Genomic DNA, 18,922 nt, shown 5'->3' with positions numbered 1-18,922 from the left:
CTGTACATACTAGTAGTTACAAAATACAATCACGTTCGGTTGATTCGAATACGGTGTTGAGGACGTCATGAAGGCGAAGGGTGAGCTCGTTAAGGCGGCCAAGAAGTTGATGTGGGAGCGTGGCTACGAGGCCGTCAGTCCGCGCGACCTGCTGGACGAAAGTGGTGCGGGGCAGGGCAGCCTCTATCATCATTTCAAGGGAAAAATGGACCTGGCGTCTGTGGCTCTCGATGAAGTCTCCGATGAAATGTGCGAGCTCGCACGCCAGACCGTGGGGACCGACGGTTCTGCCCTGGATCGCGTCATCCGCTATCTCGACGTTGCGCGCGACGGCCTCAAGGGTTGCAGGATGGGGAGATTTGCCTGCGAAGCGTCCATCGCCGAGGCCTCGCTGAGGAAGCCGGTCGAACGTTATTTCCGCGAACTCCAGCAGATCCTTGCGGCGGCGCTTCGCGAAGCTCAAGCCGATGGCGACATTGCGAAACGACTCGACGCCGACGAGCTTGCGCTGATGCTCATCACTGTCGTGCAGGGCGGCTTCGTCGTTTCGAGGGTTTACCGCGATCGGAATGCGATCAATCGGGCTACGGAGACGGCCAAGTCGCTGCTCAAATCGCTGCCACGCCGCTAGGCCACAGTTGCGACGCATCCGGCAGCTCATCGGAGGACCTATGGTAGATGACCTCAAGACCGGCACCTACGGTGTCGACCACATTGGGCTCAGTGTTCGCGATCTCGCGAGCACGCGAGACTTCTTTTGCGATTGTCTGGGATGGCGGATCGTCGGCGAGCGGCCGGAGTATCCAGCGGTGTTCGTATCCGACGGACACGACGTTGTGACGTTGTGGCAGGTCCAATCGCCTGGCGACGCAATCCCGTTCGATCGGCGTGCCAATGTCGGATTGCATCATCTGGCCCTCGCCGTCGTCGACCAGGCCGGCCTCGATACCCTCTACAAGCGCGTGTCGAATTGGCCTGGCGTCGTCGTCGAGTTCAGCCCGGAACGATCGGGTGCCGGCCCGAAGATCCATTTCATCGTGCGCGAGCCCAGCGGAGTACGGATCGAGTTTGCGTTCGATCCTCGCCTCGAGGAAGCGCGCAAGGCGCAGTGAGCCGGACGTCTGTTCGATTTTACTCGGCAGGAAGAAGCAAAGACGGCTCTTGCACTGGCTGCCATGCGGAAGCCAGGCGCTCGAGCGCGAGGCGAACGCCGTCCACGACGCTGGCCCAGTCGCCTCGCTTTGGTTGCCTGAACAGCTTCATGGACGAATACCATGGGCTGTCGTCGCGGTTGAGCAGCCAGCGCCAATCCGGGTTGAAAGGCAACATCGTCCAGACGGGGGCGCCCAGCGCGCCGGCGAGGTGAACGATGCTGGTGTCGACCGAGATCACCAGATCAAGGCACGAAATCAGCGCCGCGGTTTCGCTGAAATCCGTGAGCTGTTCAGTGAGGTCGACGATATCGGGACGTTCGCGGAGGAAGGCCCCGTCCTGATCCCGGACGCCTTTTTGCAATGAGACGAACTGGACGTCGCAATCCAGCAGAGGCGCAAGCGTGCGCAGCGCCATCGATCGATTGTGGTCGTTGTTGTGATCTGGATTCCCCGACCAGACGAGACCGACGCGGAAGCGCATGCGGGGGCCGAGCCGGTCTTCCCACGCCTTCACGCGCGCCACTGGGGGCGCAGAAAGGTAGCCTTCCGCGAACGGGATCGTATCGAGCCGCGTCCCGAACGCCAGCGGCAGACTTCCAAGAGGACAATGCAGGTCGAACGCCAGCGACGTCGAAGACGATAGGCCGATACAATTTGCGACTCCAGCGACACCAACCAAAAGCTGCTGGATCGGAGGCTGGACCTCCAGGATGACCTGAGCCCCGAGCGCGGCGACGATGGGCGCATAGCGCGCAAATTGAATTGCGTCGCCCAATCCCTCTTCAGAGTGAAGCAATAGGGTCTTGCCTTCGATCGGCTGGTCGCCGAGCCAAAGGGGTTGGGAAAAACCGCGATCGGGCAAGCCGACGGGAAGCTTCCAACGCGCTTCGCGCCCAAGCCAGCCTCGCTCATAGTCTCCGGTCAGCAGTTGAAGCGTCGCTAAATTATAGGTCGCTGGCGCATTGCCCGGGTCGACCGTCAGCGATCTGTGAAAGGTCGCGAAGGCTTCATCCAGCAATTGCAGATTCAACAATGCCAATGCCTTGTTGTTAAGCACCGCGGAAAAATCGGGACGAAGTTCAAGCGACCGATCGAAACGCGCAAGTGCCTGCTCGGTTCGGCCAAGTCTCGCATGAAGCAAGCCGAGGTTGTTGTGCGTCTCCGCCAGGCCGGGGTCCAGTGCCATGGACCTCTCGTAGTCGGCCTCCGCTTCCTCGAACCGGCTCGCCTCTTGGAGACAAGCGCCGCGCATTTGATACAGGGCTGCGGAATTTGGATCCAGTTTCTCGGCTATGTCCAGGCACTCCAGGGCCTCCGCATACCGGCCGAGATTGAACAACAGTCCGCCGCAGCTATGCGCTGCCTCCAAATATTGCGGATACAGTTGTAGCGCCCGCTGGAAATGCAGCACAGCATCGTCCATGCGCTTGCGTTGCCAGAGCAGATTGCCGAGATAATTAGACAGGACCGCATCCTGTGGTTTGGTGGTCGGGGCCGTGCTCTGGTGCTGCCGTGCTCCCGACCGCCACGCGGAAACCAGGCGCTCCAGTTCGAGGCGAACGCCGTCGACGACGCTGGCCCAGTCGCCTCGCTTTGGTTGCCTGAACAGCCTCATGGACGAATACCACGGGCTGTCGTCGCGGTTGAGCAGCCAGCGCCAATCCGGGTTGAAGGGCAACATCGTCCAGACCGGAGCGCCCAGCGCGCCGGCGAGGTGAACGACGCTGGTGTCGACCGAAATCACCAGATCAAGGCAGCTAATCAGCGCCGCCGTTTCGCTGAAATCCGTCAGCTGTTCCGTCGGGTCGACGATATCGGGACGTTCGCCGAGGAAGGCCCGGTCCGGATCCCGGACGCCTTTTTGCAAGGAGACGAACTGGACGTCGCAATCCAGCAGAGGCGCAAGCGTGCGCAGTGCCATCGATCGATTGTGGTCGTTGTTGTGATCTGGATTCCCCGACCAGACAAGACCAACGCGGAAGCGCGTGCGGGGGCCAAGCCGGTCTTCCCACGCCTGCACGCGCGCCACCGGGGGCGTAGAAAGGTAGCCTTCCGCGAGTGGGATCGTATCGAGCCGTGTCCCGAACGCCAGCGGCAGGCTTCCAAGAGGACAGTGCAGGTCGAACGCCGGCGACGTCGAAGACGATCGGCCGACACAATTGGCGACGCCAGTGATCCCACCCAAAAGCTGCTGGATCGGAGGCTGGACCTCCAGAATGATCTGAGCCCCGAGCACGGCCACGATGGGCGCATAGCGCGCAAACTGGATTGCATCGCCCAATGCCTCGTCGGCATGCAGCAAGATGGTCTTGCCTTCGATCGGCTCGTCACCAAGCCAGAGGGGCTGCGAAAAACCACGATCGACGAGGCCGAGAGACGACGCTTTCCAACGGGCCTCGCGTCCCGACCAGCCCCGCTCGAAATCTCCGGTCAGCATCTGAAGCAGTGCGAGATTCCAGATCGTGTCCGCATTGCCGGGGTCAACCGCCAGCGATTGATGGAAGGCTGCGAAAGCCTCGTCCAGCAAATGCAGGCTCCACAACGCCCGGGCCTTCTCGTTGAGCGCTGCGGAAAAATTCGGACGAAGTGCGAGCGCGCGATCGAAGCCCGCAAATGCCTGCTCCATCCGGCCAAATCTCGCATGCAGCGAGCCAAGGTTCTTGTGTGTCTCCGCCTCGCGGGGGTTCAGCGCAATGGATCTCTCGAAGTCGGTCTGCGCTTCCTCGAACCGGCCCAGCCGCTGCAAGCAAAGGCCGCGCGTTTGATAGAGAGCTGCGATATTTGGATTGTGCTTCTCGAATATGTTGAAGCATTCCAGGGCTTCGGCATACCGGCCGAGATCAAACAGTGACTTGCCCTGTTTTACGGCCTCAAAATGTTGCGGCAAACGTTGAGGTGCGACCGGTTTGGTTTGTTTGGCCGCGGTCCGGCGCTCTTGTCGATTCATCAGTTCGCTGCAGCTGTGCTTGCGGGGTCCACCGAGCGCGACCGTAGCGTCCCGTTGCGGTAGTTTCTGGTGCAAAGCTGGTGTGAAGCTGGCGCAATCCGCGTCATCCGCCATCCCTACAAGGATGCCGGTCGACAATGACCTTAGGGGCGCGACAATGATCCCTCGCCGTGTCCGGCGCGAGCACCACGTCGCACCTTCGCAAGGTCGCTATAGATCGACCAGACCGCCATCGACGAACAGTTCGGCGCCGGTGGTGTAGGTGGCGTCGGCAGCAAGGTAGAGCGCAGCTGCGGCCACTTCGGCGACCGTACCAGTGCGGCCAAGCGGGATGCGCGTCTTGGCGCCTTCGATGAAGTTATCCTTCTGGGCGGGGGTGAGGCCACCTTTGTCGAGGATCGGGGTGATGATCGGACCGGGGCTGATGGTGTTGACCCGAATGCCGCGCGGCGTCAGCTCTTTGGCGATCGTGCGGCCGAACGAACGCAGCGCCGCCTTGGTCGAGCCGTATATGGTGCTGCCTCCCAAGCCGCCGTTCGCGCCCGCCACCGAAGCGGTCAGAATGATCGCGCCGCCGTCGGGAATGATTGGAATGGCATGCTTGATCAGAAAGAACGCGCCCTTCACGTTGATGTTGAACTGGCTGTCGTAAAGCGCCTCGTCGACTTGCGCGATCGGCGCGAACTTGGCGATGCCGGCGTTGACGAACAGGACGTCGATGCGGCCGTGCCTGGCCTTGACCTTGTCGACCAGCACCTGAGTGGCGGCCACGTTGCCGGCGTCCGAGAGCAGCACCTCGATCCCGGGCAGCGCCGCCTTGGCGGCTTCCACCGAGCGCTCGCTGGAGCCGGTGACGATGACCGTTGCGCCTTCGGATTGGAAGAGTTTGGCGGTTTCAGCGCCGATGCCGGTCGTGCCTCCGCTGATGAGAGCGATCTTGCCGTCGAGCTTGGCCATGTAAGGTGTCCTGACTTGAGTGGTTGGTCTGGTCAGACAGATGGGGACCTCCGCAGCACACGCAATAGCGCCCGCAGTCTACTCGTCCGCGCGTCTTCAGCCACGGTCGCACTCGCCTGGCTGACGGCTACGTCGTCCGCCAGCGCGCCGACTTTCCGCTTTTATCCCTGAGGCTTAGCCATTAAGATCGAGGCAAGCGCACCCTTCTCCGCGGCGGTCCGGGCCAAGACTCAAGCCTTTCACTCGATCGTTGCTTCATCCTGAAGAAGAATTTGGCTTGCAGACGGCTATTCCAACGAGCAGCCCACGTACCCAGGAGGTCGTCTCCTTCGGTCCGTTTCAGTTGTTTCCCGCAGAGCGCGTTCTCAAGAAGGTTGATGAGGCGGTCAAGCTTGGCAGCCGTGCGTTCGATATCCTGCTTGTTCTGGTCGAGCATGCAGGTGAAGTGGTTGGCCAGAGGGAGCTGATCGCCAAGGTTTGGCCCGGGGTTTTCGTCGAAGAGGTCACCCTTCGGGTCCATATCACGGCCTTGCGCAAAGCCCTCGAAACCGGCGAAGGCGGCGAGCGATACCTCACCAATGTGCCGGGCCGCGGTTATTGCTTCATTGCGCCGACGTCGCGGGACACGGCAGGTTTGCCGACTGCCGATGATTTTCCTGAAGCTCACTACCCTCTGCCACCGTTGCTCGTGCAAATGGTTGGGCGCGACAAGATCGTTCGCGGAATCTGTCGCAAGCTGACAACCGAGCGGTTCGTGACCATCGTCGGACCAGGCGGATTGGGCAAGACGACGGTCGTGCTGTCGGTCGCGCATACATTGCTGCCGGAATTTTTTGGCGCCGTCTGCTTTGTGGAGCTGAGCCCGGTCTCCGATCCGCGCCTGCTGGCGCCAGCCGTCGTCTCCGCGTTCGGCCTGCCGGTTCAGTCCGGCGACCCGATTCCGGGATTGGTCAGTCATTTGCGCGGCAGGCCCGTCCTGCTGATTCTCGACGGCTCCGAACACCTTATTGCGGAGGCGGCGGTGCTGTCGGAGAGGCTTTTTGCCGAGCTGCCGCAGCTTCATTTGCTCGTGACCAGCCGAGAAGTCCTGCGCGTCGGTGGCGAAAACGTCTACCGGCTGTCTCCCCTCGAGACTCCGCCTGACGGCCCCGGTTTGACGGCGGCCGAGTTGCTCGACTTCCCGGCCGTCAGACTCTTCCTGCAGCGCGCGACGACGAGCGGCGGCCAGATCAACCTGACGGACCAGGACGTCAAGATCGCCGGCAATATCTGTCGCAAGCTTGGCGGCAACGCACTCGCCATCGAGTTGGCGGCGGGGCGTGTCGAAGCCTATGGTCTGCAAGAGATTGCAAGGCTGCTCGACACCGAATTTGCCTTGCGTTGGCCCGGACGGCGGACGGCTCCGCCGCGTCATCAAACACTGGGCGCGACGCTTGACTGGAGTTACAACCTGTTGTCGGATGTCGAGCGCACGATTTTACGGCGCCTGTCCGTATTCGTCACAGGCTTCACGCTCGAAGCCGCGTACCAGGTCGCACGAGGTCAGGGGGCCGGGGCGGAAGAGGTATTCGACGCAGTCGGCGGACTGCTGATGAAATCGCTTGCCTCTGCCGACACCACGGGATCGAGCGCACGCTATCGGCTCCTTGACACGACCCGCACTTATGCCGCGCTGAAATTGGCCGATGCCGGAGAGCTCGGCCAATTCCGGCGCGCGCACGCCGAATATTATTGCGCATTGTTGAAGACGGCGAATGAGGCGGATTTGCCGACAGATGAGCGGCGCGCCTTGGTCGCGCATCTCGACGACATCCGCGCCGCGCTGCATTGGGCGTTTGGACGCGACGGCGATCCAGGGATCGGTGTCAACCTGACGAGCTATGCGAGCTCGATCTGGCTGAGCAAGGCTTTGTTTGCCGAATGCCGTGAATGGACGATCCTGGCCGGCGCGGTCGCGCCAAGCCGCGAGGATGGCAAGGCGACAGATCAGCAGATCGTGATTCATCTGGCGCTCGCGAGTTCCCAGTTGTTCACGACGAGCTTCTCGGTGGAGGCAATGGTCGCCTGGACCAGGACGCTGGAAAGAACCGTTCGCGAAACCCAGGGGCAGTTGATACTGCGCTATTTGGCGTCGTGGGGGAGCAGCATCCGTACCCGCTATGATGAGGCGCTCGAACTTGCTCAGCGTTGTGCCGAGGATGCGAAGAAGCTGTCTGATCCGGGTCCGACCGCTCTGGCGGAATGGATGCTGGGCCACTCGCTGCATCATCTCGGCAAGCTTGCGGAGGCGCGAACCCATCTCCAGCGCTCGCTCGACATCGACACGGAAAAGGCGCGGCTCGCGCAGGTCAATGCGATCGGCTACGACCGTCGCGTGGATACGCTCGGCAATCTCGCAAGCACGGTGTGGATGCAGGGGTTTCCCGAGCAGGCCCAGTTGTTGGGGGTGCGGGTGCTGGCGGCGGCAAGGCCGCTTCAATTCGCAATGCCGCTCAGCGTTGCGATGACATGGGCCAGCTTCCACCGGTACTTGTCCGATACCGACATCGATTCCGTCGAGCACGACATTGTCGAGCTGATCGAGCACGCCAGAACCCATTCGATAAAGCCCCAGGTGGGGATTGGGAATTGCCTTCTGGCCCTGTGCCAGACGAGGCGGAATCAGTTCGATGCAGCGATGCCGCTGGCGGCCGAAGGGCTGCGGCTATTGGCCGAAATGCAATACGAAGTGTTCGTTCCTCTCATCCTGGCTCACCTCAGTGAATCCGCAATTGCGGCGGACCGATACGTTGATGCTGTCTCCCTGATGGCGCAGCTGGCAAGCAGGGATCGTAACGAAGAGCATTGGTGCACGGCCGAGGTCCTGCGGGTGAAAGGACTGTTGGCGCAATCGGATGGGGACGCCGACGCGGCAGCCAGTCTCTTTCTGCAAGCGGCAGCGATGGCCCGCAAGCAAGGTGCACTGGCCTGGGAGCTGCGGGCGGCGATGAATCTCGCCCGATTGAAGGCCAATCACGGCCGCCAAAGCGAGGCCATGGAGTTGCTGGAGCCGGTTTACAACAGGTTCACCGAAGGCTTCGAAACTGTCGATCTGCTTGCAGCGCGTAGCTTGCTTGGCCAGCTCGCCCAATGAAGCTTCGTAAGGCTCTTCTACCTGCGGCGAGAATGCCGTAGGGATGGCCGGGACGAGGATTTGAGATGGCAAAGCAGACCGTGAAGAAGCCGCCCGCATTGAAGGGCGTGTCAGCAGCCGAACGGGCACTCGCGGTATTAACCGCGTTTCGCCGCGGCGATGGCGCCTTGAGCCTGGCCGAATTGGCGGAGCGGACCGGTCTGGTCAAGAGCACGATCCTGCGGCTTGCCTTGTCGTTGCAGCAATATCGGCTCCTCGCGCGCCTGCCGGACGGCTCTTACCGGCTTGATGCGGAGACCCTGCGTCTCGGCACTGCCTATCAGCAGGCGTTTCGTCTGTCCGATCATGTCATGCCTGTCCTCGAGCAACTCGCGGCGAAGACGGGTGAGACGACGTCCTTCTATGTTCGAAACGGTGAAGACAGGCTGTGTCTTTTCAGGGTGGAGACCACCAATCGAATCCGGATGACCGTGCAGCCGGGCGATACACGTCCCATGGACAAATCCGCCATCGCTCAAACGCTGCGGCGGTATGAGTCCGGACCGCCAGAATCGGACGACGAACTGCCGCTGTTTACGTCCGGTGTGACGGATCCTCATGCGGCCGCTCTCGCCATGCCCGTCTTCGGCATTGCCGACTCCCTGGTCGGGGCGCTCGCGATCTCGGGGCCGGTCAGCCGGCTCACGACAGTGCGGGCGGAGCAGATCAAAGGGGCGCTGGTCGAGGCCGCAACCAAGCTAACCCTGGCGTGTGGGGGAACTCCGTCCTCCGGCACGGGGAAGAATGCACGCAAACGGACGGCATAGGCCAAAACGAAACGTCGTTTCGTTTTAACTTGCGCGGACATCAGCGGGCCTATAAGCCTTCTCCATAACAACGATGGGGGAGGACAAACGTCTTGGCAGCAGCATCGCTCACGCGGAGGGCCGTTCTGACCGGACTGGGCGCATCCGTTCTTCCGCACGTCGGGACGGCGCAGGAGGTGCGCTGGTCGAACGGCTCCGAGAAGCCACGTTTCGTCCCGCCCGCCGGCGCGGTCGATTGCCACTTCCACACCTATGACAAGAACTATCCAATCGTGAAGGGCGCGACATTGCTGCCCGACGACGCCTTGCCCGAGGATTATCGCGCACTGCAACGCCGGATCGGCACGATGCGTGGCGTCATCATCCAGCCTTCCACTTATGGCACCGACAACCGGTTGCAGATCGCGTCGCGACAGGCGCTCGGCGCGGAGAACTTTCGTGTGGTCGCGGTGGTGCTCGAGGATATATCGGACGCCGATCTGCGAAGGCTCGACGAGCAGGGTGTGCGCGGCGTCCGCTTCAATCTCGGTTTTCCGGGCGTGTTGACGTTAGACTCTCTCAAGTTGCTCGCCCCGAGGCTCGCCAATCTCGGCTGGCACTGCCAGATCAACATGCGTCCCAAGCAGATTGAGGACAACGCGGACCTTCTTGTCGCTTTGCCTGGGCGTCTCGTCTTTGACCATTTGGCTCAGATACCGCAGCCGGCTGGCCTGGAGAGCGCGCCTTACAAGATCATCCGAGGCCTGCTCGACCGCGGCAAGACCTGGGTGAAGCTGTCAGGTCCCTATGTCTCGAGCAAGCAGGGCGCGCCGGATTACGCTGACGCAGGCGCCGTTGCGGCAGCCTACGTCAAGGCAGCGCCCGAGCGGCTGGTCTGGGGCAGTGACTGGCCGCATCCCTCCGAGCCGAAGGAGCGCAAGCCGGATGACGCGCGGCTGTTCGACCTTTTCGCGCAATGCGCAGGCGACGACGTCGCGTTCAAGCGCATCCTGGTGGATAATCCTGCCGAGCTCTATGGTTTCCCAAAGGTCGTCCCAAAGGTCGTCCCATGACGTTCTTCAACCCGCCGCGTCGGATCGAAACCAGCATCTTCACGCGGCTTCCGGATCAGTTCCGCAAGCCGCGCCGCACCTCATGGGCGGATGCCAATCAGGGCGGACGTGAGATCGACTGCTTCCTTGAAGGGCCATCCTTCGATCGGGAGGGCCGATTGTATGTCACCGACATTCCCTATGGACGCATCTTCCGTGTCAGCGCGGAAGGCGCGTGGGAGCTCGTGTCCGAGTATGATGGATGGCCGAATGGGCTGAAGATTCATCGCGACGGCCGCGTGTTCATCACCGACTACAAGCGCGGGATCATGCTGCTGGATTCTTCCAGCGGCGCCGTAACGCCATTTCTGGAGACAGCGGCGAGCGAGAGCTTCAAGGGCGTGAACGATCTCATCTTCGCTCCGTCGGGCAATCTCTATTTCACCGACCAGGGGCAGACCGGGATGCATGATCCCACGGGCCGCGTCTGGAAACTCACGCCGGATGGCCGGCTCACCTGTCTGATCAACACGATCCCGAGCCCGAACGGCATCGTCGTTGATCCCGAGGAAAGTTTTCTGCTCGTCGCTGTGACGCGGGCGAACCAGATTTGGCGCGTGCCGCTGCCTGCGAGCGGCCTGACAACAAAGGTCGGCATCTTCTCGCATTTGCATGGTGGTCCCGGCGGTCCCGACGGACTGGCGCTGGACGACGGCGGCAACCTCTTGGTCTGCCACACCGGCTTCGGCTCGGTATGGCGGTTGTCGCCGCTGGCTGAGCCGCTCGACCGCATCGTCTCCTGTGCGGGCGTCGGTACGACCAACCTGGCTTTTGGCGGGCCGCAACGAAAGAGCCTCTTCATCACCGAGAGCCGCACCGGAACCCTGCTGCGCGCCGAGCTCGAAACGCCGGGCATGCCGATGTTCTCGCACGCCGACTAATGGTCGTGCCGATCGGCGCTGCCGCATGCAGGCCCCCTAACCGATGGCCAGCGCTCCACTTTTCCCAGGGAACACGTCCAGTCGCGCGACGCAGGCGCCTCGGCGCCTTCATAGAAAATGAAACGCCGTTTCAAAACAAATTGCAACGGCGTTCTATTTTTGGTAAGCCGCCTCATGGCCGGGAAACACCGGCCGCCCGGAGGAAACCCATGGCAAGTGTCGCTGCCGCCTCAGCTGGCTCGGGCTTCACACCCGAGCAGGAGAAGATCCTCTCGAAGGTGCTGTGGCGGATCGTGCCGTTTCTGCTGCTCTGCTACATCATCGCCTATCTCGACCGGGTGAACGTCGGCATCGCCAGCCTGACGATGAACCACGACCTCGGCATCTCGCCGTCCGAATTCGGCTGGAGCGCCGGGCTGTTCTTCTTCGGCTATTTCCTGGCGGAAGTGCCAAGCAATCTGGCCTTGCAGGCCATCGGCGCGCGCAAGTGGATCGCCCGCATCCTGATCACCTGGGGCCTGATCTCGGCCGCAACGGCATTCGTGGTCGGTCCTGTGAGTTTCGGCGTGATGCGCTTCCTGCTCGGGCTCGGCGAAGCCGGCTTCACGCCCGGCGTATTTCTCTATTTTACATACTGGTTTCCGGCGCGTGCGCGGGGGACGGCGACCGCGGCATTTCTGCTCGGCATCCCGATCGCGAACATCATCGGCGCGCCGATATCGAGTTCGCTGCTCACCATCGATGGTGTGGCGGGGTTGCACGGTTGGCAGTGGCTCCTGATCCTTGAAGGTCTGCCCGCAATAATTCTTGGTTTCGTGTGCTTCTTCACGCTCACCGACAAGCCCGAACAGGCCAAATGGTTGAGCCCTGAGGAGCGGAGCTGGCTTGCCGAGGTGCTGGCGGCGGAGCGTCAGGCTATTGCCGCCAAGCACTCATCGCGGCTCAAGGACGCCTTCCTGAATTGGCGGGTCCTTGTGTGTGCAGCCGTCAACTTCTGCGCCATCATCGGCTCCGTCGGGCTTGGCCTGTGGATGCCGCAAATCATCAAGGGCCTCGGCTTCGGCGTCGTTGCCGTCGGCTTTATCGCCGCCATTCCCTACATCTGCGGCGCCGTCACGATGATGCTGTGGGCCCGCCTGTCGGACAAGGGCGGGGAACGAAGCTGGTTTGTGGCCAGCGCGCTGCTGTTGGGGGCGGTGTCGTTGGTAGCCTGCAGCTACGCGACGTCTTCGGCGCTCACCTCGGTTGTGGCGCTGTGCGGCGCGGTGATCGGGATCATGTGCTACCAGTCCACCTTCTGGCCGATCCCGTCGAGCTTCCTCACCGGCAGCGCGGCCGCCGGCGGCCTGGCGATGATCGTCTCGATCGGCAATCTCGGTGGCTTCGTCGGTCCTTATCTCATTGGTGTGATCAAGCAGTCGACCGACAGCTTCTCATGGGCCCTGATGTCGGTGGCCGCCTTTCTTGCTTTGGCCGCCATCCTGATCCGGGTGGTTGGTGCCAGTCTCCAGCGACAGGCCGGAGCGGCTGACAGCCGCACCAGCCCGATCGCAACCCTCTCGAAAGGAATTTAGAAATGAGCGAACGAAAGCAGTTCCGCCTTGGTCTGGTCGGTTACGGCGAGATCGGCAGCACGCTGGGCAAAGGACTGCGCGAGGCCGGCCTGAAGCAGATCTTCTGCTACGACAAATACGCCTTCGACGGCCCGTATGCCGATCTGATCCAGGGGCGCGCCAAGGCGGCAGGCGTCACGCTGGTGAAGTCCAATCAAGAGCTGGCGGATGCAGCGGAGCTGATCTTCAGCGTCACGCCGGGCTCCAGGTCGCTCGAAAGCGCAACCGCGTTCGCATCCGTGCTCGATGGCCGCCACACCTTCCTCGACTTCGCCTCCGCCACTCCCAAGGTGAAATACGGCGTGGCCGAGCGGCTCGCCAAGGCCGGCGCCACGCTTGGCGACGGCTCCATCATGGGGACGCCCAAGCACGGCTATGCGATGCACATGATGTCGAGTGGTCCCGCCGGGCCGCGCGTCGTCGACCTGCTCGTGCCCTGGGGCATGAGCATCGAATTCGCAGGCGAGAAGCTCGGCACGGCTTCGGGCATCAAGATCCTTCGCTCCGTCCTGATCAAGGGCATCGAGGCACTGATCGATGAGACGCTGTTGGCGGCCCGGTCCTACGGTCTGGAGGAGACCGTATTGGCCTCGGCGTCGAAGACGCTCACGCGTCCGTTCATGGACACCGTTGAGAGCCTCACGCCCTCCGGCGTCATCCATGCCAAGCGGCGCACCGAAGAGGTCGAGATGGCCGCCGAGGCGGTCGCAGATGCCGGGATCGAGCCGCTGATGGCGCGCGCCACGGTGGCGCGGTTGCGCTGGAAGGACAGCCTGGGTCTGAAGGAGCATTTCAAGGGCGTCGTTCCGGAAAACTACAAGATCGCCATTGATGCGATCGCGACCAGGATGCAGGTAACGGCGAAAGCGGCCGAATAAGACCAATAACAACAGGGAGAGAGACGTGACGGCCGCTCAAACGGAAATCGACCCGATAGAGAAGGTGACGATGCGCAGGGTCATCCTGCGCCTCGTGCCGTTCCTGATGATCTGCTACTTCTTTGCGCTGCTCGATCGCGTCAACGTCGGCTTCGCAGCGCTCCAGATGAACAAGGATCTGGGGCTCACGCCGGCGATGTTCGGCTTTGCCGCCAGCCTGTTCTTCGTCTCGTATTTTCTGGTGGAAGTGCCAAGCAACCTGGCTCTCCAGAAGTTCGGCGCCAGGCGCTGGATCGCGCGCATCATGATCACCTGGGGATTGGTGACCGCGTGCATGGCCTTCGTCGTCGGGCCTTATTCGCTCTATGCCATGCGCTTTATTCTGGGCGCAGCGGAGGCCGGCTTTTTTCCAGGTGCGATCCTCTATTTGACCTATTGGCTTCCGGCGCAGTATCGGGCGCGCATCCTGGCGACGTTCACGGTTTCGATCCCGCTCGCCACTTTCCTGGGCTCGCCCCTTTCTGTCGGCCTGCTCGAACTTGACGGCGCTCTCGGTCTGCGAGGGTGGCAGTGGCTCTTCATCCTGGAAGGGTTGCCGACCATTCTGCTGGGTCTCGTGTGCCTGTTCGTTCTGACCGACAAGCCGGCGCAGGCGTCCTGGCTCACCGCAGAGCAGCGGGAGTGGCTGATCGGACGCATGAAGACGGATGCGGCCGCGCGCAAGCCGGTCGGACATCTCTCCCTCTGGCAGCTCGCGACCAACAAGTATTTTCTTGTCATGGCTTTGGTCTGCTCCGGCGCTTCCGCCACCGGCAGTGTGCTGTCGGTCTGGCAACCGCAATTGTTGAAGTCGTTCGGCCTCTCGAACCTCCAGACTGGCTTTGTCAATGCGATCCCATACGGCATCGCGACCGTACTCATGGTGTTGTGGGGACGCCATTCGGACAGGACAGATGAGCGCCGCTGGCACACGGCCATTCCGCTACTGCTCGCCGCCGGAGGCTTCGCTGCATTGGGCATGACCGGAACTGCAATCGTGCCGACGATCGTCATGGTCACGTGCTGTCTGGTGGGCGCGTATGCCTTCAAGGGGCCATTCTGGGCGCTTTCGTCAAGCTGGCTTTCGGCGAGCACGCTCGCGGCAGGCCTCGCCGGGATCAACGCGATCTCCAACCTGATCGGTGGCGGCTTGATGGTCAACGTGGTCGGAATTGTCAAAGAGCAGACAGGTAGCTTCGTACTCGGGATGTTACCGCTTGCGCTGCTTTGTGCGGTGGCCGCAGCCTGTGTCCTGGTGCTTGGGCGCAGCGCCGTGCGCGGAACCGAAATGGCGGCGGTGAAACCATGAGCGTGCGCAACAACAGTCCGAAGCAAGTCATCACCCGACGCGGCATTCTCGCAGGCATGCTGGCTGCGAGCACAGGCGCGTGGGCCGCCGGGGTCGAGCAGGCGGTGCCCAACAGCACCGGGTCGGCGCCGCCGCGCCTGAGCGCGCCTGTGGGTGCGTGCGACTGCCATCATCACATCTACGACGGACGGTTTCCCGTCTCACCGCATTGGCATCAGGGCTTTCCACCCGGTGCAACCGTCGCTGATTATCGAAATCTCCAGCGCCGGCTCGGCACCAGCAGGAGTGTCGTGGTGCAGCCATCCACCTACGGGGTCGACAACCGGTGTCTTGTGGATGCGCTGGGCCAGTTAGGCTCGGCGTCGCGCGGTGTTGCCGTCGTCGACATCGACGTCAAGGTTGCGGAACTGCAAACGCTGACGGATGCCGGCGTCCGTGCCATCCGCGTCAATTTCGTCTCTCCGCAGACCTGGGGGACGACGACACCGGAGATGCTGACCACGCTCGCAAGACGGGTGAGCCCATTCGGCTGGCATGTGCAGATCCTGATGACCGGCGATCAGATCGTGACCCATGAGAGCGTCATCCGCTCGCTTCCGACGAGGGTGGTGATCGACCATCTCGGACGTATCCCGCAGCCGGACGGCGTCAAGCATCCCGCGTTTGCCGCGGTCCGTCGCATGCTGGATGAGGGCCGCACCTGGGTGAAGGTCACTGAGCCCTATGAGGACAGCAAGCTCGGTCCGCCCTATGCCGACTCCAGCGAAGTTGCGCGGGCTTACGTGCAGGCGGCGCCGGAGCGCATCTTGTGGGGTACGGATTGGCCGCATCCGACCCAGCGTGGCACAAAGCCCGATGATGCCCTGTTGCTCGATCTGCTCGCGGACTGGGCGCCGGAGGAACTCACGCGCCGGCGCATCCTGGTCGACAATCCCACCGAATTGTTCGGCTTCTAGCCAACTAGCCGAAGGCGTCTCAATCGACGCCCTCGCACTTCAACTCACGCAATTGCCGATCCACCCAGGAGGCGTCATGGGTGCCGGCCTCGATATTGGCCATCTGCTTCTGCTCGGCCTCAAACTTCGCCGTTGACGCCTTGAACACCGCATCGATCTGATCAAACGGCACGCAGAGCAGGCCATCATCATCTCCGATGATGAGGTCGCCGGGCTCGATCACCATCCCGTCGATCGCGATCGGAACGTTGATTTCGCCCGGCCCATTCTTGTACGGGCCGCGGTGCGTGACTCCCGCCGCGAAAACCGGAAACTTCTGGCCGCGGATAAAGCCGGCGTCGCGGATCGCGCCGTTGATGACCAGGCCAGCCACACCGCGCTTGACCATCTGCATCAACATCATCTCGCCGGTGATGGCATTGGTCAGGTCGCCGCCGGCATCGACGACGATGACGTCGCCGGGCGCGGCGAGCGCAATCGCCTTGTGGACCATGAGATTGTCGCCCGGAGCCGTCTTGACCGTCAGCGCCGGGCCTGCGAGCCCGCCCCCCTGGTGCATCGGGCGAAGCCGCGCGCCGCCGGCTGTCAGGCGCGACATGCTGTCGCTGACATTGGCGACCGGCAACGGGGCGAAACGGGCGACGACGTCGGCGCCGACCTTTCGTTTCCGCAGCAAAATTCGAAATCCAACAGACATCGTTTTCCCTTCCACGCAAGGTCAGTCGTATTTTAGAACGTCGTTTCATTATCAGAGGAAGGGGTGTTGATGCAAGGCGCTGTGTCGGCAACCGCGGAACTCCAGGCGGGCAGTGCCACGTTGAACGCGCTGAGGCCCGCGTAACAGGCCTCAGTGCCAAGCTCACGCTCAATCCGCATGAGACGGTTGTATTTGGCCGTGCGATCGGACCGCGAAAGAGAGCCTGCCTTGATCTGTCCGCACTGGGTGGCGACAGCGAGATCGGCGATCGTCGTATCCTCGGTTTCGCCGGAGCGATGCGACAACACAACGGTGTAGCCGGCCTTGTGGGCGCGGGTGACGGTTTGCAGGGCCTCCGTGAGGGTCCCGATCTGGTTGACCTTGACCAGAATGGAATTGGCGATGCCCGCACGAATGCCGGCGTCGAGCAGTTCGGGATTGGTGCAGAAGACGTCGTCGCCGGTGAGCTGGCAGCTGGATCCCAGCTCACGCGTGATCAGGCGCCAGCCGGCAAAGTCCGTCTCGGCCATCGGATCCTCGATCGAGCAGACCGGATACTGCCGGACGATGTCGAGGAGATAGGCAACGTGCTGTTCGACCGACCGCACCAGTTTCTCGCCGCGATAGTGATAGGCGCCGTCCTCGAAGAACTCCGATGACGCGGGGTCAATGACCAGCGCGACGTCCTGGCCCGGCCTGTAGCCGGACGCTTCGACCGCCGCGAGGATGGTTTCGATCGCCTCGTGTGCGTCGCGCATGTTCGGCGCGAAGCCGCCTTCGTCGCCGACATTGGTCTGGTGGCCTGCGCGTATCAGGTGCTGCTTGAGGGTGTGGAAGATCTCCGAGCCCATCCTGATTGCGTCCGCGAACGTCGCAGCGCCGATCGGCATGATCATGAATTCCTGGAAGTCGAGGGGATTGTCGGCGTGCGCGCCACCGTTGATCACGTTCATGCCGGGGGCAGGCAATAGCCGCGCGTTGGCGCCGCCGACATACCGGTAGAGCGGGATGTCGAGGGAGGCGGCCGCGGCCTTGGCCACCGCCAGCGACACGCCGAGGATGGCGTTGGCGCCGAGACGGCTCTTGCCGGGCGTGCCGTCGAGATCGATCATGGTGCGGTCGATGGATGCCTGTGCGAACGCGTCCCGGCCGTGCAAGGCGCTGCTGATCTCGGTGTTGACGGCCTCAATCGCCCGCAGGACGCCCTTGCCATGAAAACGCGGGCCGCCATCGCGCAGCTCATGCGCTTCATGCGCGCCTGTCGATGCGCCGGACGGCACCGCGGCGCGGCCGCGCGCGCCGTCCGCGAGGCGAACCTCGACCTCGACGGTCGGGTTGCCGCGGCTGTCGAGAATTTCGCTGGCGGCGATCTCTGTGATGGCTGTCATGGGCGTGCTCTCATCCTTGTCGGCATGGTGAGCCATATGCACGGCCAGCAGGCCGCGCAGGCATCCAATTGCTTGAATTTTCACGCTAACTATCGCGCTCCGTACAAAGCTGCTATCGACTTCGCTTCGCCAATGCGTGAGTATTATTCACAAATAGGAGCCCCGCTTGGCACGTCGCCTGCCGCCATTGTTCGCACTCAAAGCCTTCGAAGCGACGGCGCGGCTGGGCTCGGTCACGCGCGCCGCCGAGGAGCTGGGCCGGACGCATGGCGCCGTCAGCAAGCAAATTCGGGCCCTGCAGGAGCACGCCGGCACGGCGCTGTTCGACAAGGCGGGGACCGGCCTGCGGCTGAGCCGGCAGGGCGAAGAGCTGCTGCCGGCTGTCGCGCAGGCGCTCGATCATCTCGAGCACGCCTGGCTGCGGATGCTCGACGAGGCGCGCGCGCCCAGTGTCCACGTTGCTTGCAGCGCCACCTTCGCGATGCGCTGGCTGGTGCCGCATCTCGCGGGCTTCTATCGCCGCCATCCCGGCATGCGGGTGCGGCTATCGATGACGTCGGCCCGCGAGATCCGCCACCAGGGCGCCGATCTCGTCGTTGCCTGGGACCGTCAGTCCTATCCCGAGCGCGACCAGGCGCGCGCCATCCGTGTTGCCGACGTCGCCTTCGGCCCCGTCTGCGCGCCGGACTATCCGGTGTCGGTCAAGGGGCGGCGGCTGTCGTGCGCGACGCGCATCGTGCATGAGCACACCTCGCGCGCCTGGAACGTCTGGCAGGACAATGCCGACCGGCGGATCACCAGCAAGGCCGAGCTCAGCTTTCCGCACACGCATCTTTGCATCGAGGCCGCGTTGTCCGGCCTCGGCGTCGCGCTGGTCGAGCGCCGGATGGTCCACGACGACCTCCTCGCCGGCAGGCTGGTCGCGCCAGCCCAGTTCGTGCCGTTTGCGGATGGGCTCGCCATCGTGCCGGCCTCAGAGCGCGCGGATTCGCCGGCGGCCAACGCGTTCATCGCCTGGATGATCGACGAACTTGAAGGCGGCTGAGCGAGCCAGGTGACACTGGTTCGTCCAG

Annotated in this window: 14 protein-coding genes and 1 pseudogene; 11 read left to right on the top strand and 4 right to left on the bottom strand. The window is 62.8% G+C overall.

What is annotated here, in order from left to right; translation table 11 throughout:
• Nucleotides 1–67: 67 nt before the first annotated feature.
• Entirely contained in the window at nucleotides 68–631 is a 564-nt protein-coding gene (locus tag UB31_RS36680; RefSeq protein WP_045014390.1) for a TetR/AcrR family transcriptional regulator, read from the top strand.
• Between the two features lie 40 nt (nucleotides 632–671).
• Nucleotides 672–1,112 (top strand): VOC family protein, encoded by a 441-nt coding sequence (locus UB31_RS36675; RefSeq protein ID WP_044999702.1) that lies wholly within the window; start codon nucleotides 672–674, stop codon nucleotides 1,110–1,112.
• Between the two features lie 19 nt (nucleotides 1,113–1,131).
• On the opposite strand, the gene UB31_RS40010 is transcribed toward UB31_RS36675, so the two are convergent.
• Both UB31_RS40010 and UB31_RS36665 read right to left on the bottom strand, forming a co-directional pair.
• Nucleotides 1,132–4,101: a tetratricopeptide repeat protein gene (locus tag UB31_RS40010; RefSeq protein ID WP_197090905.1), complete on the bottom strand. Its 2,970-nt coding sequence runs from the start codon at nucleotides 4,099–4,101 to the stop codon at nucleotides 1,132–1,134.
• A 210-nt stretch (nucleotides 4,102–4,311) separates the two neighbouring features.
• Nucleotides 4,312–5,058 carry an SDR family oxidoreductase gene (locus UB31_RS36665; RefSeq protein ID WP_045014389.1) on the bottom strand — a complete coding sequence of 249 codons (747 nt, stop codon included), beginning with the start codon at nucleotides 5,056–5,058 and terminating at the stop codon, nucleotides 4,312–4,314.
• 277 nt (nucleotides 5,059–5,335) lie between these two features.
• Between UB31_RS36665 and UB31_RS36660 the strand changes: the two genes are divergently transcribed.
• The 8 genes from UB31_RS36660 to UB31_RS36625 all read left to right on the top strand — a co-directional run bounded on the left by UB31_RS36660 (nucleotide 5,336) and on the right by UB31_RS36625 (nucleotide 15,764).
• Nucleotides 5,336–8,191, top strand: a complete 2,856-nt coding sequence (locus UB31_RS36660; RefSeq protein WP_050044929.1) for an ATP-binding protein — start codon at nucleotides 5,336–5,338, stop codon at nucleotides 8,189–8,191.
• 65 nt (nucleotides 8,192–8,256) lie between these two features.
• Nucleotides 8,257–8,997, top strand: a complete 741-nt coding sequence (locus UB31_RS36655) for an IclR family transcriptional regulator (RefSeq protein WP_045014388.1) — start codon at nucleotides 8,257–8,259, stop codon at nucleotides 8,995–8,997.
• A gap of 92 nt (nucleotides 8,998–9,089) precedes the next feature.
• Nucleotides 9,090–10,049 carry an amidohydrolase family protein gene (locus UB31_RS36650; protein WP_082078756.1) on the top strand — a complete coding sequence of 320 codons (960 nt, stop codon included), beginning with the start codon at nucleotides 9,090–9,092 and terminating at the stop codon, nucleotides 10,047–10,049.
• Nucleotides 10,046–10,969: an SMP-30/gluconolactonase/LRE family protein gene (locus tag UB31_RS36645; RefSeq protein ID WP_045014387.1), complete on the top strand. Its 924-nt coding sequence runs from the start codon at nucleotides 10,046–10,048 to the stop codon at nucleotides 10,967–10,969. Before UB31_RS36650 ends, UB31_RS36645 begins: the two co-directional genes overlap by 4 nt.
• A 209-nt stretch (nucleotides 10,970–11,178) precedes the next feature.
• Nucleotides 11,179–12,543: an MFS transporter gene (locus UB31_RS36640; RefSeq protein WP_045014386.1), complete on the top strand. Its 1,365-nt coding sequence runs from the start codon at nucleotides 11,179–11,181 to the stop codon at nucleotides 12,541–12,543.
• A gap of 2 nt (nucleotides 12,544–12,545) precedes the next feature.
• Nucleotides 12,546–13,460, top strand: a complete 915-nt coding sequence (locus UB31_RS36635; protein WP_045014385.1) for an NAD(P)-dependent oxidoreductase — start codon at nucleotides 12,546–12,548, stop codon at nucleotides 13,458–13,460.
• Nucleotides 13,461–13,485: 25 nt separating this feature from the next.
• Nucleotides 13,486–14,808 carry an MFS transporter gene (locus UB31_RS36630; protein WP_082078755.1) on the top strand — a complete coding sequence of 441 codons (1,323 nt, stop codon included), beginning with the start codon at nucleotides 13,486–13,488 and terminating at the stop codon, nucleotides 14,806–14,808.
• Nucleotides 14,805–15,764 (top strand): amidohydrolase family protein, encoded by a 960-nt coding sequence (locus tag UB31_RS36625; protein WP_045014383.1) that lies wholly within the window; start codon nucleotides 14,805–14,807, stop codon nucleotides 15,762–15,764. The genes UB31_RS36630 and UB31_RS36625 overlap by 4 nt, the downstream gene beginning before the upstream one ends.
• 19 nt (nucleotides 15,765–15,783) lie before the next feature.
• On the opposite strand, the gene UB31_RS36620 is transcribed toward UB31_RS36625, so the two are convergent.
• Together UB31_RS36620 and eno are read right to left on the bottom strand one after the other, a co-directional pair.
• The gene (locus UB31_RS36620) at nucleotides 15,784–16,461 is read right to left on the bottom strand and encodes an RraA family protein (RefSeq protein WP_045014382.1); all 678 of its coding nucleotides are present in this window, start codon (nucleotides 16,459–16,461) and stop codon (nucleotides 15,784–15,786) included.
• A 125-nt stretch (nucleotides 16,462–16,586) separates the two neighbouring features.
• Nucleotides 16,587–17,849 (bottom strand): annotated as a pseudogene (gene eno / locus UB31_RS36615) (phosphopyruvate hydratase); the annotation flags it as partial.
• Between the two features lie 166 nt (nucleotides 17,850–18,015).
• Here eno and UB31_RS36610 point away from each other — a divergent pair.
• Nucleotides 18,016–18,894: a LysR substrate-binding domain-containing protein gene (locus tag UB31_RS36610; protein WP_045014381.1), complete on the top strand. Its 879-nt coding sequence runs from the start codon at nucleotides 18,016–18,018 to the stop codon at nucleotides 18,892–18,894.
• Nucleotides 18,895–18,922 lie beyond the last annotated feature (28 nt).

This window comes from Bradyrhizobium sp. LTSP849 (assembly GCF_000938255.1).
Lineage (GTDB): Bacteria > Pseudomonadota > Alphaproteobacteria > Rhizobiales > Xanthobacteraceae > Bradyrhizobium.
The sequence above is the reverse complement of the archived record's forward strand: the minus strand, read 5'-3'. Positions and strand labels throughout refer to the sequence as shown.

Coding starts and splice junctions, on each gene's coding strand:
- UB31_RS36680 (WP_045014390.1), top strand. CDS start 68: ATGAAGGCGAAGGGTGAGCTCGTTAAGGCGGCCAAGAAGTTGATGTGG.
- UB31_RS36675 (WP_044999702.1), top strand. CDS start 672: ATGGTAGATGACCTCAAGACCGGCACCTACGGTGTCGACCACATTGGG.
- UB31_RS40010 (WP_197090905.1), bottom strand. CDS start 4,101: ATGAATCGACAAGAGCGCCGGACCGCGGCCAAACAAACCAAACCGGTC.
- UB31_RS36665 (WP_045014389.1), bottom strand. CDS start 5,058: ATGGCCAAGCTCGACGGCAAGATCGCTCTCATCAGCGGAGGCACGACC.
- UB31_RS36655 (WP_045014388.1), top strand. CDS start 8,257: ATGGCAAAGCAGACCGTGAAGAAGCCGCCCGCATTGAAGGGCGTGTCA.
- UB31_RS36645 (WP_045014387.1), top strand. CDS start 10,046: ATGACGTTCTTCAACCCGCCGCGTCGGATCGAAACCAGCATCTTCACG.
- UB31_RS36640 (WP_045014386.1), top strand. CDS start 11,179: ATGGCAAGTGTCGCTGCCGCCTCAGCTGGCTCGGGCTTCACACCCGAG.
- UB31_RS36635 (WP_045014385.1), top strand. CDS start 12,546: ATGAGCGAACGAAAGCAGTTCCGCCTTGGTCTGGTCGGTTACGGCGAG.
- UB31_RS36625 (WP_045014383.1), top strand. CDS start 14,805: ATGAGCGTGCGCAACAACAGTCCGAAGCAAGTCATCACCCGACGCGGC.
- UB31_RS36620 (WP_045014382.1), bottom strand. CDS start 16,461: ATGTCTGTTGGATTTCGAATTTTGCTGCGGAAACGAAAGGTCGGCGCC.